14 protein-coding genes are annotated in these 15,635 nt (G+C 70.4%); 9 read left to right on the top strand and 5 right to left on the bottom strand.

Features of this window, described 5'->3' with window-relative positions; genetic code table 11:
• Nucleotides 1-69: 69 nt before the first annotated feature.
• The gene (locus BN6_RS32225) at nucleotides 70-582 is read right to left on the bottom strand and encodes a DUF402 domain-containing protein (protein ID WP_015104033.1); all 513 of its coding nucleotides are present in this window, start codon (nucleotides 580-582) and stop codon (nucleotides 70-72) included.
• Nucleotides 583-692: 110 nt separating this feature from the next.
• On the opposite strand from BN6_RS32225, the gene BN6_RS32220 reads away from it, so the two are divergent.
• From BN6_RS32220 to BN6_RS32210, 3 genes are all read left to right on the top strand, one after another.
• Nucleotides 693-2,003 (top strand): DUF5685 family protein, encoded by a 1,311-nt coding sequence (locus BN6_RS32220; RefSeq protein WP_041314818.1) that lies wholly within the window; start codon nucleotides 693-695, stop codon nucleotides 2,001-2,003.
• A 66-nt stretch (nucleotides 2,004-2,069) separates the two neighbouring features.
• Entirely contained in the window at nucleotides 2,070-4,226 is a 2,157-nt protein-coding gene (gene uvrB / locus BN6_RS32215; RefSeq protein WP_041314815.1) for an excinuclease ABC subunit UvrB, read from the top strand.
• 109 nt (nucleotides 4,227-4,335) lie between these two features.
• Nucleotides 4,336-4,686 carry an MmcQ/YjbR family DNA-binding protein gene (locus tag BN6_RS32210; protein ID WP_041314812.1) on the top strand — a complete coding sequence of 117 codons (351 nt, stop codon included), beginning with the start codon at nucleotides 4,336-4,338 and terminating at the stop codon, nucleotides 4,684-4,686.
• An 86-nt stretch (nucleotides 4,687-4,772) separates the two neighbouring features.
• Here the strand turns inward: BN6_RS32210 and BN6_RS32205 are convergent, their stop codons facing one another.
• On the bottom strand, nucleotides 4,773-5,162 hold the full coding sequence (locus tag BN6_RS32205) for a VOC family protein (RefSeq protein ID WP_015104029.1): 390 nt from the start codon (nucleotides 5,160-5,162) through the stop codon (nucleotides 4,773-4,775).
• 10 nt (nucleotides 5,163-5,172) lie between these two features.
• Nucleotides 5,173-5,352: a hypothetical protein gene (locus tag BN6_RS32200; protein WP_041314809.1), complete on the bottom strand. Its 180-nt coding sequence runs from the start codon at nucleotides 5,350-5,352 to the stop codon at nucleotides 5,173-5,175.
• Nucleotides 5,353-5,458: 106 nt separating this feature from the next.
• Between BN6_RS32200 and BN6_RS32195 the strand changes: the two genes are divergently transcribed.
• Entirely contained in the window at nucleotides 5,459-5,683 is a 225-nt protein-coding gene (locus BN6_RS32195) for a winged helix-turn-helix transcriptional regulator (RefSeq protein WP_051075821.1), read from the top strand.
• Between the two features lie 9 nt (nucleotides 5,684-5,692).
• On the opposite strand, the gene BN6_RS32190 is transcribed toward BN6_RS32195, so the two are convergent.
• Both BN6_RS32190 and BN6_RS32185 read right to left on the bottom strand, forming a co-directional pair.
• Nucleotides 5,693-6,679: an ABC transporter permease gene (locus BN6_RS32190; protein ID WP_084672819.1), complete on the bottom strand. Its 987-nt coding sequence runs from the start codon at nucleotides 6,677-6,679 to the stop codon at nucleotides 5,693-5,695.
• Nucleotides 6,676-9,513 carry an alpha/beta fold hydrolase gene (locus BN6_RS32185; RefSeq protein WP_015104026.1) on the bottom strand — a complete coding sequence of 946 codons (2,838 nt, stop codon included), beginning with the start codon at nucleotides 9,511-9,513 and terminating at the stop codon, nucleotides 6,676-6,678. Before BN6_RS32185 ends, BN6_RS32190 begins: the two co-directional genes overlap by 4 nt.
• 318 nt (nucleotides 9,514-9,831) lie before the next feature.
• Between BN6_RS32185 and BN6_RS32180 the strand changes: the two genes are divergently transcribed.
• The 5 genes from BN6_RS32180 to BN6_RS32160 all read left to right on the top strand — a co-directional run bounded on the left by BN6_RS32180 (nucleotide 9,832) and on the right by BN6_RS32160 (nucleotide 15,528).
• On the top strand, nucleotides 9,832-10,827 hold the full coding sequence (locus BN6_RS32180) for a TerC family protein (RefSeq protein WP_015104025.1): 996 nt from the start codon (nucleotides 9,832-9,834) through the stop codon (nucleotides 10,825-10,827).
• A 320-nt stretch (nucleotides 10,828-11,147) separates the two neighbouring features.
• Nucleotides 11,148-13,097, top strand: a complete 1,950-nt coding sequence (locus tag BN6_RS32175; protein WP_015104024.1) for a S9 family peptidase — start codon at nucleotides 11,148-11,150, stop codon at nucleotides 13,095-13,097.
• A 367-nt stretch (nucleotides 13,098-13,464) separates the two neighbouring features.
• Nucleotides 13,465-14,178: a Crp/Fnr family transcriptional regulator gene (locus tag BN6_RS32170; RefSeq protein WP_015104023.1), complete on the top strand. Its 714-nt coding sequence runs from the start codon at nucleotides 13,465-13,467 to the stop codon at nucleotides 14,176-14,178.
• A gap of 56 nt (nucleotides 14,179-14,234) precedes the next feature.
• Nucleotides 14,235-14,825: a hypothetical protein gene (locus BN6_RS32165; RefSeq protein ID WP_231904808.1), complete on the top strand. Its 591-nt coding sequence runs from the start codon at nucleotides 14,235-14,237 to the stop codon at nucleotides 14,823-14,825.
• Between the two features lie 145 nt (nucleotides 14,826-14,970).
• Nucleotides 14,971-15,528 carry a GNAT family N-acetyltransferase gene (locus tag BN6_RS32160; protein WP_015104021.1) on the top strand — a complete coding sequence of 186 codons (558 nt, stop codon included), beginning with the start codon at nucleotides 14,971-14,973 and terminating at the stop codon, nucleotides 15,526-15,528.
• Nucleotides 15,529-15,635 lie beyond the last annotated feature (107 nt).

Raw genomic sequence — 15,635 nt, 5'->3', positions numbered from 1 at the left:
TGGGTGTATTGGTCTCTTTCCGGTGAACGAGCTCGGATGGCGGTTGACCAGCGAGTCTTACCGTCTGTACTACCGGTGACGCCACGTCGTGACGACGCCCTGGGACGCGAGCCACCGCACGACGTCGTGGCCGTGTGCGGCGATGCCGGCCACGGCGCCGTAGGCCGTTTCCAACGCCCACTGCGCGCGGTGTGGCTGGATCAGGTTCTTGGCCATCGCGGCCAACAGCTCGTCTGTGTCCAACACGGTCACGCTGCGGCCTGTGCGCACGATCAGGTCGAGGTACAGGTCGACCGTCTTCCACACGGACCCGCTGGAGGTGATCTCCACGATGTCGACGTACAGGTCGTAGTCGCGCTCGTGCCCGGGGTGCCAGGACTGGCGTGTGACCCGTAGTCCGTGTGACGGGAGCAGCCACGACTCGAAGTGGGAGAGCTGCGGGTGACCGGGCACGGGGCGGAACATGTAGAGCCCGTGCTGGGTCAGCCTGTACTCGTCGACGCCGCGCAGGTACCCCTTGGGGTCCGTGTTGCTCTTGGCGTCGAGGTCGAAGTACTCGATCTTCGGCGGGTGGATGTGCATTTGTGAGGTCCCTGCCGCGCTCAGCGTCACGTCGCGCACTTTAGGCACGGCGGGCCGCCGAACACCCGAATCTGTCACCCGAAAGTATGATGATCCCTTACTCTTCCGCCATGTTCGGGATCATCCGGCCGTGCCGCAACCGCCTGGGCGCGGACCTGCGCGAATCGTGGCTGGCACACCTCTGTGGACTGTGCCTGGCGCTGCGTGACGACCACGGGCACCTCGCCCGCGTGGTCACGAACTACGACGGGCTGGTCATCTCCGCCCTCGTGGAGGCCCAGACGGCCCGTTCCCGGCGTACTGCGGGACCGTGCGCGTTGCGCGGCATGAAGCCCGCAGACGTTGCCGTGGGTGCCGGTGCGCGGTTGGCCGCGACGGTGTCGCTGGTGCTGGCGTCGGCGAAGGTCGGCGACCACGTGGACGACCGTGACGGCGCGTTCTCCCGTGCGCCCGTGCGCGGGATGGGCCGCCAGGTCGCGCGGCGGTGGGCCCGGCAGGCTGCGGCGACTGGGGCCGACCTGGGTTTCGACACCGCCGTGCTGGTCGACGCGGTGCGGCGGCAGACGTCGGTCGAGGAGGCCGCCGGGCTCGGCAGCTCGGTGTTGCTGGTGACCGAGCCGACGGAGACCGCCAGCGGCGAGGCCGTGGCGCAGACGGCGGTCCTGGCCGGTCGGCCCGAGAACGCCGTGCCGCTGCGTGAGGTGGGACGGTTGTTCGGGCGTTTGGCGCACCTGATCGACGCGGTCGAGGACTTGGCGGAGGACCGCGAGTCGGGCGCGTGGAACCCGCTGGAGGCCACCGGCACGTCGTTGGACGAGGCGCGGCGGTTGTGCGACGACGCGGCGTTGGGCATCAAGCTCGCGTTGGGCGAAGTGGACTTCGTGGACGGGCGGCTCGTGCACGCGTTGTTGGTGCACGAGGTGCAGGAGTCGATCCGGCGGGCGTTCGGCGAGCCGCACGCGCACCGGCGGCCCGAGGACACGCCTCCGGGTCAGTGGCAGCCGGGCACCTACTCGCCGATGGGTGGCGCTTACGGCAGCGTGCCGCCACCCGGTCCGGTCCCGCCCGCCGGCGCGTACGGCGGTGGTGGGGACGAGCCGCCGCCACCGCCGACGAAGTGGGACCGGCGGGGCAAGCAGCCCGGTCCTGGCGGCGGGTTGTGGTTCTGGCCGGAGCTGGTCCACCCGCCGAAGGGGCGGGGGCTGCTGGTGGGCTGCCTGGCGGTCCTCTACCAGTGCGGGACCTGCCAGTACTGCTGTCGTGATCCGTACCCCGGGCCGTTCAGCGGCAAGTGGCGGTCGGGTGGTTGTGACTGCGGGTCCGGTGGTTGCGACTGCGGCGGGTCGAACCACGGGCGTGGCGGCGGTGGCGGCGACGGGTGCTGCGACTGCTCGTGCTGTGACTGCTGCAACTGCAACTGAGTCGCTTGTGAGGCGCTGACCTGGGGCGATCGCAGATTGTCGGACCCGAGGCGTACCGTCGTACCCGTGGCTTTTCCTACCGAGATCCCGGTCAAGGCGCACTCGGCGCATCGGCCCGTCGGCGACATCCCGCGCACCGACGGTCAGTTCCGCGTGGTCAGCGACTACCAGCCCGCGGGTGACCAGCCGGCGGCGATCGCGGATCTCGAACGGCGGGTCCGGGCCGGCGAGAAGGACATCGTCCTGCTCGGCGCGACCGGCACCGGCAAGTCCGCCACCACGGCGTGGCTGGTGGAGAAGCTGCAACGGCCCACCCTGGTGATGGCCCCGAACAAGACCCTCGCGGCGCAGCTGGCCAACGAGCTGAAGGAGTTCTTCCCCGAGAACGCGGTGGAGTACTTCGTCAGCTACTACGACTACTACCAGCCCGAGGCGTACATCCCGCAGACCGACACCTACATCGAGAAGGACTCCTCGATCAACGAGGACGTCGAGCGGCTGCGCCACTCGGCCACGATGAGCCTGCTGACCAGGCGGGACGTGATCGTGGTGGCGTCCGTGTCGTGCATCTACGGCCTGGGCACGCCGCAGTCCTACCTCGACCGGTCGATCCACCTGGAGGTCGGTGGCGAGGTCGAGCGCGACCTGCTGCTGCGGGCGCTGGTCGACATCCAGTACGCGCGCAACGACGTGGCGTTCAACCGCGGCACGTTCCGCGTCCGGGGCGACACGGTCGAGATCATCCCGGCCTACGAGGAGCTGGCGCTGCGCGTCGAGTTCTTCGGCGACGAGATCGACAAGCTCTACTACCTGCACCCGCTCACCGGCGACGTGATCAGGGAGGTCGACGAGCTGCGGATCTTCCCGGCGACGCACTACGTCGCCGGCCCGGAGCGCATGGAGCGGGCCATCGGCAACATCGAGGCGGAGCTGGCCGACCAGCTGGCCAAGATGGAGCGCCAGGGCAAGCTGCTGGAGGCGCAGCGGCTGCGGATGCGGACGGCCTACGACATCGAGATGATGCGCCAGGTCGGGTTCTGCTCGGGCATCGAGAACTACTCGCGACACATCGACGACCGCGGCGCGGGCACCGCCCCGGCCACCCTGATCGACTACTTCCCGGACGACTTCCTGCTGGTCATCGACGAGTCGCACGTGACGGTGCCGCAGATCGGCGGCATGTACGAGGGCGACGCGTCCCGCAAGCGCAACCTCGTGGAGCACGGTTTCCGCCTGCCCAGCGCGCTGGACAACCGGCCGCTGACCTGGGAGGAGTTCGCCGACCGGATCGGCCAGACGGTCTACCTGTCGGCGACGCCCGGCCCGTACGAGATCGGCCAGGCGGGCGGCGAGTTCGTGGAGCAGGTGATCCGGCCGACCGGCCTGATCGACCCCGAGGTGATCGTCAAGCCGACCGAGGGCCAGATCGACGACCTGGTGCACGAGATCCGGGCGCGGGCCGAGCGCGACGAGCGCGTCCTGGTCACCACGCTGACCAAGAAGATGTCCGAGGACCTCACCGACTACCTGCTCGAACTGGGCATCCGGGTCCGCTACCTGCACTCCGAGGTCGACACCCTGCGCCGGGTGGAGCTGCTGCGCCAGCTGCGGCTGGGCGACTTCGACGTGCTGATCGGCATCAACCTGCTGCGCGAGGGCCTCGACCTGCCCGAGGTCTCGCTGGTCTCGATCTTGGACGCCGACAAGGAGGGCTTCCTGCGCTCGGGCACCAGCCTGATCCAGACCATCGGCCGCGCGGCCCGCAACGTCTCCGGCCAGGTCCACATGTACGCGGACCGCATCACCGACTCGATGCAGCACGCGATCGAGGAGACCAACCGGCGGCGGGCGAAGCAGATCGCCTACAACGAGGAACGCGGTCTCGACCCGCAGCCGCTGCGCAAGAAGATCACCGACATCCTGGAGCAGGTCTACGCCGAGGCCGAGGACGCCATCGAGCCGGGCGGCTCCGGCCGCAACGCGTCCCGGGGCAAGAAGCCGACCGGCGATCCGGGCGCGAGCGGCCGCAGCTCGGGGGTCCTGACCGAGCGCGACACCAGCACCATGGCGCGGTCCGAGCTGGCCGACCTGGTCCAGCAGCTGACCGACCAGATGATGAGCGCGGCCCGTGAGCTCAAGTTCGAGCTGGCCGGCCGGCTGCGTGACGAGATCCAGGACTTGAAGAAGGAACTCCGGGGTATGGACGCGGCCGGCGTCAAGTAGCGGCTGCGCTGTCGGGCACCGGTTCCCGCTCCCTGTGGTGTGGTGGGAACCGGCTGTGGGGCGATCATGTCGGGCGGTTTTGTCGGTGGGGTGGCTTAGCGTGTCGGCCATGACGTTGGACGACGTGATCGCGCACTGCCTCGCCAAGCCGGGTGCGGAGGAGAGCTACCCGTGGGGTGACGAGGAGCTGGTGTGCAAGGTGGGCGGCAAGGCGTTCGCGTTCATCGGGCTGTCGGCGAAGACCGTGGGCGTGAAGTCCGGGGTGGACGCCGAGGACGCGGCCGAGTGGCGTGACCGGTTCCCCGACGACATCACGGTCAGCGCCTACATCGGCCGCTACGGCTGGAACCGGGTCGACCTCGGCGGTCGGGTGCCGGAGGACGACGTGCGTGAACTCCTCGACCGCTCGTACGACGCCATCGTCGCGAAGCTGCCGAAGTCGAAGCGGCCCGTGGTGTGAGCGTCCGCGCGGCTGCGAAAGATGTGGGGGCCGGCGGCTGTGAAGGGTATGGGGGCCGGCGGCTGTGAAGGTGTGAGGGGGAGGGCTCAGGAGGGGGTCATGCCGGGTTCGGGTTGCAGGACGCCGAACAGGTTGCCCTCCGTGTCGCGGTAGTACGCGACCGTGCCCACGCCCTCCGTCTTGGTCTTCGGCAGGGCCACCGTGCCGCCCGCTTTCTCGATGGCGGCGATGGTCTCGTCGATGTTGGGCACGCCCGTCGTCATCACGTACCCGCTCACCGGGCCGTCCGGATCGGGGTCCGGACCGCGTCGGGGGAGCAGGCCGCCGTTCACGCCCGGACCCTCGTCGCCGGTGATGACCACCCAGTAGGGGTTGTCGCCCCACTGCTCGAAGCGCCAGCCGAACACCGCCTGGTAGAAGGCGATCGCCCGCGCCGGATCGGCCGCGTGGATCTCGAAGTGCACTGGTCGGGGCATGCGCGAGAGGCTACGCCGACCCTGCCGCCAGCAGCAGCACCACTTTGCCGCAGGTTGCGGAATGCGCCCGCGTGACTTCGGTCAGCGCCAGCACGAGGGACGCGGGTTGCCGGTCGTTCGCGCGGATCCACACGTTCGCGACCCGGTTACCCCGCAGCGGCACGGGCGTCGCGGAACCCAGCACCGCCACGAGCGGCCCGCCGCGTCGATCACGCCGTCGACGCCGCCCGGCACGTGTGCTCGCACCGCTCCGCCAAGGTCCGCGACACCGCGCGGCACGAACCAACGGCGGGGGCGTGGGTGACAAGTGGGTCGGGTTGATCCTGGTGGCACTGGCGGACGGGGCCCGGCGGTACAGCGAGCTGCACAGGACCATCACCGGAGTCAGCCAGAAGATGCCGGCGCGGACCCTGCGGTCGCTGGGGCGCAGCCTGCTGCCGGTGATGGCGGCGATCAAGCCGTGGGCGGAGACGAACATCGAGCAGGTGGTGGCCCACCGGGAGCACTACGACTCCCGGTGAGCCGGCACCTCAGCTCGTGATGTCCTTGCGGGCGAACTTGCGGGCCGCCAGGAGGCTGAAGAACGCGCCGAAGGCCAACGCCGAGAACGTGCCCTTGGCCATCTGCGCCCAGTCGACGTCGGACGACAGCAGGTCGGCCCACGCCAGCGCGTAGTGCGTCGGCAGGTAGTTCCGCAGGTCCTCCAGCGCGGTGATCTGGTCGAGGATCTGCGACAGGATCGACGCCAGCACCGCGCCACCCACCGCGCCCAGCGGCGCGTCCGTGGACACCGACAGGTACAGCGCCAGCCCCGCCACCCAGAACAGGTGGATGGAGATGTAGCAGACCGCCAGCGCGATGCCGTAGACCCCGGACCCGAACGACGCCGCCTCGCCGGTCGGGCTGACCGCCTCGCCCGCGCCGTACCAGGCCACGCCCACGCCCAGCGCCACGGCGGGCAGCAGGACCAGCGCGAACACCGACAGCAGCCCGGAGGCCAGCGCCTTGCGGCGCAGTAGCCGGTGCCGCGGGACCGGTGCGGCGAGCAGGTACTTCAGGCTCGACCAGGACGCCTCGGAGGCGATCGTGTCGCCGAAGAACAGCGCCACGATCATCGGCAGCAGGAAGCTCCCGCTGACGAACAGCGTCAGGATCACGAAGTTCACGCCGCTGGCCGTGGCCAGGTCGACGAACCCGCCGGAGCGGCGGTTCGGCGAGGACTGCCCCAGCTCGAACGACACCACCAGGATGAACGGCAGCAGCACCAGGAAGCCCAGCACGAGCTGGGTCCGCCGGCGCCGCAGCTGCCGGATCAGCTCGACCCGGATGGGCAGCGTCCGGCCGGCCTTGTAGCCGACCTTCGAGCCGTCCGGCGCGACCGACGAGTGCTCCTGCTCGGCCGCGTCGGTCAGGTCGGAGATCGCCGACGGATCGGTGTGCACGCCGCCGCTGTCGCCGGTGCCCTTCACGCGCCCGCCCCCTTCCGGTCCGGTGCCGGTCTTTCCGGTCGTGCTCATTCGCCCACCAGTTCCAGGAACGCGTCCTCCAGCCGGCGGCGCGGACCGGCCTGGTCCACCGCCACGCCGGCGGCCACCAGCGCCTGCAACGCCTCGGCGCGCGGGGTGCCGTTGAGGCTGGCGTGCACCTGCTCGCCGTCCACGGCCACGCCGTGCACGCCGGACAGGCCGCGCAGCACGTCGGCCGCCTCGTCGGGCCGGTCGACCCGGAAGCTGGCCTCGCCGCCGCCCGTCGCGATCTCCTCGACCGGACCGGCCGCGACCAGGGAGCCCTTGTGCATCACCACGACGTGGCTGCACGTCTGCTCGACCTCGGCGAGCAGGTGCGAGGACACCAGCACCGTGCGCCCGGCCGCCGCGTAGCGCCGCAGCACCTCGCGCATCTGGTGGATCTGGGGCGGGTCGAGCCCGTTGGTCGGCTCGTCGAGCACCAGCAGGTCCGGCAGGCCGAGCATGGCCTGCGCGATGGCCAGCCGCTGCCGCATGCCCTGGCTGTACGTGCGCACCCGGCGGTGCACCGCGTCGCCCAGGCCGGCGATCTCCAGCGCCTCGTCGAAGTGCGCCTGTTCGGTCGGTCGGCCGGTGGCCGCCCAGTACAGGTGCAGGTTCGCCAGGCCGGAGAGGTGCGGCAGGAAGCCCGAGCCCTCCACGAACGACCCGATGCGGGACAGCACCGGGGCCCCGGAGACGATCCGGTGGCCGAACACCCGGATCTCGCCGTCGCTGGGCTGGATCAGGCCCATCAGCATCCGCAGCGTGGTGGTCTTGCCCGCGCCGTTGGGGCCGAGCAGACCGAGCACCTGGCCGTGCTCGACCCGGAAGGACAGGTCCTTCACCGCGGTCAGGCCGCCGGGGTAGGACTTGGTCAGGCCCGAGATCACCAGCGGCACGCCGGACAGCTCCGGGTCGACGTCGGCGGTCAGCCGGCGGCGGAACCACGCCACCACGCCGACCAGGACGCAGGCGATCAGCACGATCGCGATGCCCCACAGCGCCGTCGTCGGGACCGCGCTGGTCGCGTTCACGCCCGGCACCACCGGCACCGAGAGGTTCGGGTCGGCCAGGCCGATCCGGTAGGCCGCGGGCTCGTTCGCGTTCTGGTACGCCTGGTCGGTGGTGGAGACGACGAGCTGGAAGCGATGCTCGCTCTCCACCGGGCGCACCGCGCCGGGCAGCGTCACGGTGACCTCGACGGGGGTGCCGTCGGCGGGCAGGTCGCGCACCCGGATCGGCGCGACCGCCGAGCCGGGCAGGGTGCGCACGCCGTTGGAGTCCGCGTCGTACAGCTTCGCGAACAGCACCGCGCCCCCGGCCGGCACCGGCTGGCCGGGCACCGCCGAGACCCGCAGCTTCACCGTGGACGCGCCGGTCATCAGGACCTGCGAGGTGAGCGGTTCGGAGTTGAACACGGCGGCCTGGCCGGGCAGGTCCAGCGACAGCCGCGAGGACAGCGAGCTGGACCGGGACAGCGCCGAGCCCAGGCCCGGCAGGTTGCTCACCGCGGCCGGGTTGCCGCCCGCCGGGTTGACCACGGTCTGGTCCCGGCCGGTCAGCGCGACCGTGCGGCGGTCGATCGGGTCCGCGCCGGGCAGGCCCGGGTAGTGCGGCGCGACGACCGTGCGCAGCGACGGCGTGCCGCTGCTGCGGAACGCGCCGATCACCGTGTACTCGAAGCTCACGCCCGGGTCGGTGCCCTTGCCCTCCAGGTGGAAGGACATCCAGTCGGCGATCTGCGCGCGCAGCTCCGGGCCGGGCGAGCCGCCGTCGTGGCCGCCGGAGTACCAGACGACCTTGACCTTCGCGCCGTTGGCGGCGATCTGCCGGGCGTTCGCGTCGGCCTGGTCGAGGCCGAACAGGGTGTCCTGCTCGCCCTGCACGATCATCGTCGGCTGGGTGATCCGGTTGGTCACCGTCGCGGGCGACGAGCGGCGCAGCAGCTCCAGCGTCCGCTCGCTCGCGCGGCCGGTGGTCGCCACGTCGGTGTAGGCGGCGCAGACGTCGGCCTGGAACCGGCCGCACGCGCCGTTGGTCGGGCCGGTCGGCCGGGAGCCGCCCGGCTGGGTCGCGGACGCGTCGGGCACGCCGGTCTCGGTCCGCTGGCCCGGCTCCTGCGCCTCCTGGCCGGGGCTGGCCAGGTCGCCGCCGGACAGGCCGGCGGAGAAGAAGATGCCCGCCCAGGACCGCTTGAACACGCCGTCCTCGCCGAACGCGCCGGGCGAGGGCGAGGCGGTGTCGACCGCGTCGGCGCGCGCCGAGTTCGGCAGCAGCGCCTGGCCGAGGTCGTTGAACGTGATCACCGGGGCGATGGTGTCCACCCGGCGGTCGACGCCGGCCAGCGACAGCGCGAGCGCGCCGCCGTAGGACCCGCCGGTCACGCCGACCTTCGGGTCGCCCGCCGCGTCGGTGAGCACCTCCTCGCGGGTGGCCAGCCAGTCGAGCAGCTTCTGCGCGTCGCGCACCTCGTGGTCCAGCGAGTTCAGCGCGATCTGCCCGCCGCTGCGGCCGAAGCCGCGCGCCGAGTAGGTCAGCACGACGAACCCGCGCTGGGCGAGCTCGGTCGCCTGGCCGGCCACGCTGTCCTTGCTGCCGCCGAAGCCGTGCGGGAGCAGCACGGCCGGCGCGGGGGTGCGTTCCGGCAGGTAGAGCGTGGTGTCGAGCTGGATCGTCCGATCGCTGCCGGGGCTTTCCGGCACGTCGATCAGCGGTTCGCGCTTGGCCACCGGGGGTGGTTCGCCGTCCGACCGCGTCCAGACCACGACGGCGCCCACCAGGGCGACGAGCACGACCAGCGCGGGGAGCGACCACCTGCCGCGGAGGCGGGAGGGGAGGGCCACCTTGATGACCTTAGGCGGAAGCGGGGGCGGCGGCCGGGTTTGCTGAGAACAGGGCGTCACTGGGGTTCGCCGTTCTCAGCGAAATCCGCCACGGGCGGGTGCGTCCGATCACCAAGGCGGGTGGGTCCGATCACCAAGACTGGCGCGAACCCGCAATGATGCGTGAGACTGTGCACAGCGTGGAGGGGAGTACTCCCTAAGCGGCGGTGTCGTCAGCACGGAACCCGACGTCGGGGACCCGGTGCCGCCGGTCGACTCTCAGTCGGCGGAGGAGACCTCCGGTCATTGGCGTGCGCGCGATGTACCGGAGGTGTTTCGATGGCTGTTCCCGCGTGGTTGTGGATCGCGACGATCGCAGGTCTGCTCGTCCTGCTTGCGATCGACCTGTTCATCGTCGACCGCAAACCGCACGAGGTCACCATCGGTGAAGCCGGTAGGTGGGTGACGTTCTACGTCGCGGTCGCGGTCCTGTTCGGTCTGGGCATCTGGTACTTCTCCGGTGGCACGTACGCGGGCGAGTTCTTCGCCGGGTACATCACCGAGTACTCGCTCAGCGTGGACAACCTGTTCATCTTCCTGATCATCATGACCACCTTCAAGGTGCCCGCGATCCACCAGCACAAGGTGCTGCTCGTCGGCATCGTGATGGCGTTGATCATGCGGGGCATCTTCATCGCCGTGGGCGCGGCGGTCATCGCCCAGTTCAGCTGGGTCTTCTACCTCTTCGGCGCGTTCCTCATCTACACCGGCTACAAGCTGGCGCGGACGGACCACAACGAGGAGGAAGAGGACTACAAGGAGAACGCGGCGCTGCGGTTCGTGCGCAAGGTGTTCCCGGTGGCCGACAAGTACCACGACTCGAAGTCGTTCGTGAAGATCAACGGCAAGCGGTTCGTGACGCCGATGTTCATCGTCATGGTCGCGATCGGCACGACCGACCTGCTGTTCGCGCTCGACTCCATCCCGGCGATCTTCGGCCTGACCAAGGAGCCGTTCCTGGTCTTCTCGGCCAACGCGTTCGCGCTGATGGGTCTGCGCCAGCTCTACTTCCTGCTCGGCGGCCTGCTGAACAAGCTGGTCTACCTGTCGATCGGCCTGTCGGTGATCCTCGGCTTCATCGGCGTGAAGCTGATCCTGGAGGCGCTGCACACCAACTCGCTGCCGTTCCTCAACGGGGGCGAGCCGCTGGGGGTGCCGACCATCGGGATCGAGCTGTCGCTGTCGGTGATCGTCGGGGTGCTGGCGATTACCACGGTCGCGTCGCTGATCAAGGTGAAGCGCGACCCGGACTCGGTCAAGCAGGTTGCCAAGTGACGAATACTCCTATTAGCGCGGTGGGTGACCGGTAGGTTCCCGCGCGTGGCGATCGGCCGGTTCTCCCTCGGGAGGGCCGGCCGTTGTCGTTGTTGGTGGGGGGTGGCTCTTGTTGGTGGTGGGCTTGTTGGTGGGTGGGTGGAGGGCTTGTCGGGTGTGTGGTGGTGGCGTTCGGAGGGCGTGTTTTTGAGGGGGTCGGGTGTTCTGGGTGGGTGGGCGTCGTTAGGTGATCGAGTGGTGGCGGAGAGTCGTTTCGGGAAACTGTGAGCGTCAAATTCTCGTGAGCCTTGCTAAAGAGTTCTGCGGTAACGTCCTGATTCGTGCGCCCCGATGACTTGCAGTCGCTGACCCTTCCCGGCTCCGTGTCGGTTCGAGGGGACCTCGTCCTGGTCAACGTCCAGACGCCGGACGTCGCCGCGAACGCCTACCGCGGCGGGCTCAGCGCCGTGCCGCTGGACGGCAGCGGCGCCCGGCCCTGGACGTGGGCGGAGCGCGACCTGGCCCCCCGGATCTCGCCGGACGGGCAGTGGGTCGCGTTCCTCCGCGTCGTGGAGAAGGGGTCCGCGCCGCAGCTGCACGTCATGCCCGCGACGGGTGGCGACGCGCGCAAGCTCACCGACCTGAAGCTGGGCGCGGGCGCGCCGGTGTGGTCGCCCGACTCGACCCGGCTCGCGTTCACCGCGCGCGTGCCCGAGCCCGGCCGGTACGGCACGTCCGCCGTCGAGGGCGAGGACGCGCCGACGCCGGACGCCGAGCCCGCCCGGCACATCCTGCGACTGGACTACCGGTTCGACGACATCGGCTTCACCACCGACCGGGCGCCCCGGCTGTTCACCGTGGGCCTGGACGGTGCCGCGCCGGTCGAGCTGACCGACGGCGCGTTCGACGTGTCGGACCCGACGTGGACGGCCGACGGTTCCGCGCTGGTGTTCGTCGCCGACCGGGACCTGGGCGCGGTGGAGACGCTGCACACCGACCTGTACACGGTGCCGGCGGCCGGCGGCGAGCCGACGTTGCTGGTGCAGTCGCGCGGCCAGGCGTCCTGCCCGGTGGCCTGGTCCGACGGCGTGGTGTTCCTGGCGAACGAGTTCGCGGGCGTGCACAGCGTTGCGCGGAACACGAGCCTGTGGCGGTACTCCGGTGGTTCGCTGACCCGGCTCACGGACGTGGAGACGGTCGACTGCGAGAAGCTCGCCGGACCGCCCGTGGTGGTGGGCGACGGGGTGCTGGTCGCGATCCGCAATCGTGGCGCGGTGGAATTGCGGCGGGTGCCGCTGGACGGGTTCGAGTGGACGCTGTCCGAGCTGGAACTGCTGGCCGGTGAACGGGCGGAGGTCAAGTCGTTCGCCGCGGACGGCGATGTCGTGGTCGCTGTCGTGTCGTGGGCCGACAACACCGGTGAGGTGGTGAAGGTCGGCGGTCTCGGTGGGGACGGTGGTGGCCGTGGTGGTGATGGTGGCGGTGACCGTGGTGGGGTGCTGACGTCGTTTGGCGCGGGGTTGCCGTTGCGGCCGGCGGTGGAGCTGAGCGGTGCGGCGTCGGACGGTTACCCGGTGCACGGGTGGCTGGTGCTGCCCGAAGGCGAAGGACCGCACCCGGTGGTGTTGGCGGTGCACGGCGGGCCGTTCATGTACCACGGGTGGGGGTTCTGGGACGAAGCGCAGGTGTACGCGCGAGCCGGCTACGCGGTGGTGCTGCCCAACCCGCGCGGGTCGGCCGGGTACGGGCAGGCGCACGGGCAGGCGGTGATCGGCGCGTTCGGGACCGTGGACGTGGACGACGTGCTGTCGGTGCTCGACGTGGCGTTGGAGCGGTCGGACCTGGACGCGGACCGGGTCGGGGTGATGGGCGGGTCCTACGGCGGCTTCATGACGTCGTGGCTGGCCGCGCACCACGGCGAGCGGTTCCGCGCGGCGTGGAGCGAGCGCGCGGTCAACGCGTGGGACTCGTTCGCGGGGTCGTCGGACATCGGCTGGTTCTTCACGGACGCGTACTGCGGCCCGAGCCTGGAGACGCAGCGGGCGATGTCACCGCTGACGTACGCGGAAAAGGTGTCACTGCCGTTCATGGTGGTGCACTCGGAGCACGACTGGCGCTGCCCGCTGGAGCAGGCGCAGCGCATGTTCGTGGCATTGCGCCGCAACGGGGTGGAAGCGGAAATGCTCCTGTTCCCGGGCGAAGGCCACGAACTCACCCGCTCGGGCAAGCCCCGCCACCGCAAGCAGCGGTTCGACGCGGTGCTTGAGTGGTGGGGTCGGCACCTGTCCTGACGTCTCGCGTGCGGCGGCGGGGCGGCTCGTGCGTGGTGAGTGCGGTTCGTGGGCGGTGGGTGCGGCTTGGGATGCTGTCCGAGCCGTGTGCCGTGTGCCGTGTGCCGTGTGCCGCGTGCCGCGTGGCGCGTGGCGCGTGGCGCGTGGCGTGAGGCGTGAGGCGTGAGGCGCGTGGCGTGAGGCGTGGCGTGGTTGTCGGTGGTGGGTGGGATAATTGTGTTGGGGGCCGGAGGCCAGGCTGCGTCGTCGGTGGGGTGGTTGGCGTTAGCCGGACGCGGTGAAGTTGGGCGGATCGGGTTCAGGCCGGTCGAACCGCTGAGCGGGGCGGCGGATCGCGGGACACTGGGGTCCTGCGAGGAGGTCGACCATGACCGTGATTCCTACACCCCGCGCCGGCACGTGGCCCGCGGGGACGTTGCTGGACCTGCTGTCCCCTGAGAGCCGGGCAGCGTTGCTGGACCTGGGCGTGCCCAAGGTCTACCGGCGCGGCGAGGTGATGCTCCGCGAAGCGGAGGAGTCCGACCACGTGGTGCTGTTGGTGCGGGCGGTCGTCAAGGCGACCGTCACGCTGGAGAACGGCCGCGTCGCGTTGCTGAGCATCAAGGTCGGCGGCGACGTGGTGGGCGAGATGGCCGCGCTGAGCGGGGAACCGCGCTCGGCGACCGTGACGGTGTGCGGTGACGCCGACGTCCGGGTGATCTCGTCGGTGTTGTTCCGGGAGTACCTGGGCCGGTTCCCCGAGGCGAACCTGGCCCTCACCCGGATGATCATGCAAACGTTGCGCTGGGCCGACAAGCGCCGAACCGACTTCAACGGCTACCCGGCGTACGTCCGCCTCGCGCGGGTGCTCGACGAGCTCGCCGACGGGTACGGACGGGCCGTGCCGGAAGGCGTGACGCTCGACCTCGGTCTCACCCAACGGGAACTCGGTGCCCTGGTCGGGGCGGAAGAAGACACCGCGCGCAAGGAACTCCGCTCGTTGCGTGATCGCGGCGTCATACGGATGGGGTACCGGACCATCACGATCGTGGATCGCGAGGTGTTGAGCAGTATCGCGTACGACTGGTCGGAAACCCGGTGATACCGCTAGTTGTTCCGCGAACCCGGGGCGATGCTGTGCTGGTGATGCTGGACACCGTGACACCACTCGACGGACTGGTCTACCGGCTCGTGGTGGCCGTGGACGTCGAGGGCTACAGCAAGCTCGACGCACTGGACCAGTCGCTGGTGCAGTCGAGACTGGGCGAGGTGCTGGAAGTAGCCGCCCACGAAGCCGGACTGGACCGTTCCCAGTGGTACCGCCAGTTGCGCGGTGACGGGGAACTGGCCGTGCTGCCCGCCGACGCGGACGCGGCCTGGGTGATCGGGCACTTCACCGAAGGCGTGGCACGGGCGCTGCGCGAGCTGCGGCGGGCGGGCACGCCTCTGCGGATGAGACTCGCCATGCACTGCGGCACGCTCACCGCCGGCCGGTTCGGCCTGGTCGGCCAGGCGCCGATCGTGACGTGCCGGCTGCTCGACTCACGGGTCGTGCGCCGCACGTTGGCGGAGGGGGACAGCGACCTGGTGCTGGTGATCTCCGAGCGGCTGTTCGACGACGTGGTGCTCACGCGGTTCCACGAGCTGGATCCGTCGAGCTTCCGCCTGAGCCGGTTCTCGGCGAAGGGGGCGAGCTACGCGGGGTACGTGTGCTCGGGCGAGCCGCGGGTCCTGCCGGAGTTGGTGTAGGGGCGTGGCGTGCGGCGTCGCGTGGGGTGTGGCGTCGCGTGGGGCGTGGGTTGGGCGTGGGTTGGCGTTCAGGTGAGGGGTGCTGTGCTTTCCGGAGTTGGTGGAAAGCTAGCGAACCGGACAGGCTGTGGGGCACGCTCACCGAATGCAGTGGACCGTGCGGGCCGGCCGGCCTGACGACGCGCCCGAGATCGCCAGGATCAACGTCGATGCCTGGCAGCACTCGTACCGGGGGATCGTGGACGACCCGGTGTTGGACCGGATGCTGCCGGAGAGCCGGCTCCCTGCCTGGTCGAGGGTGCTCGGACTGCCCGAGCCCAGCCGGGTGTTCGTGGCGGTGGGCGACGACGGGCGGATCGGGGCGTACTGCTCGGTCGACGCGGTCCGCGAGTCCAAGGACTCGCACCCCGACCTGAACACGGGCGAGCTGGTCGCGATCTATGCGGATCCGAGGTACCGGGGGACCGGGGCCGGTCACGTGGTGCACGAGGCAGGGGTCCGGCACCTCATGGAGCAGGGGTTCCGTTACGCGGTGCTGTGGGTGTTCCAGGACAACGCGCGCAGCCGGGAGTTCTACGAGGCCCACGGCTGGCGGCACGACGGGCTGGTGCACCGGTACGAGTTGGGGGAGCAGGAGCTGCCGGAAGTCCGGTACGCGCGCTTCCTGTCGGCACCTCGGCGGCGGGCTGCTGCCAGTCGTTGACGGCTGGGGCTGGGAAGCGAATCGCGAGAGAGCGAAGAGCGAAGCGCGTGAAGAGCGAAGCGCGTGAAGAGCGAAGCGCGTGAAAAGCGGAGAGCGGAGAGCGCGAG

Origin of the sequence: Saccharothrix espanaensis DSM 44229 (genome assembly GCF_000328705.1) — a bacterium.
Taxonomy (GTDB): Bacteria; Actinomycetota; Actinomycetes; order Mycobacteriales; family Pseudonocardiaceae; genus Actinosynnema; species Actinosynnema espanaense.
Note: the sequence above shows the minus strand (reverse complement) of the source record. Positions and strands in the feature narration are given on the sequence as shown.

Bases quoted from the DNA above. Each gene is read 5' to 3' on its own strand.
- BN6_RS32225 (WP_015104033.1), bottom strand. From the start codon at position 582: ATGCACATCCACCCGCCGAAGATCGAGTACTTCGACCTCGACGCCAAG.
- BN6_RS32220 (WP_041314818.1), top strand. From the start codon at position 693: ATGTTCGGGATCATCCGGCCGTGCCGCAACCGCCTGGGCGCGGACCTG.
- BN6_RS32210 (WP_041314812.1), top strand. From the start codon at position 4,336: ATGACGTTGGACGACGTGATCGCGCACTGCCTCGCCAAGCCGGGTGCG.
- BN6_RS32205 (WP_015104029.1), bottom strand. From the start codon at position 5,162: ATGCCCCGACCAGTGCACTTCGAGATCCACGCGGCCGATCCGGCGCGG.
- BN6_RS32190 (WP_084672819.1), bottom strand. From the start codon at position 6,679: ATGAGCACGACCGGAAAGACCGGCACCGGACCGGAAGGGGGCGGGCGC.
- BN6_RS32180 (WP_015104025.1), top strand. From the start codon at position 9,832: ATGGCTGTTCCCGCGTGGTTGTGGATCGCGACGATCGCAGGTCTGCTC.
- BN6_RS32170 (WP_015104023.1), top strand. From the start codon at position 13,465: ATGACCGTGATTCCTACACCCCGCGCCGGCACGTGGCCCGCGGGGACG.
- BN6_RS32160 (WP_015104021.1), top strand. From the start codon at position 14,971: ATGCAGTGGACCGTGCGGGCCGGCCGGCCTGACGACGCGCCCGAGATC.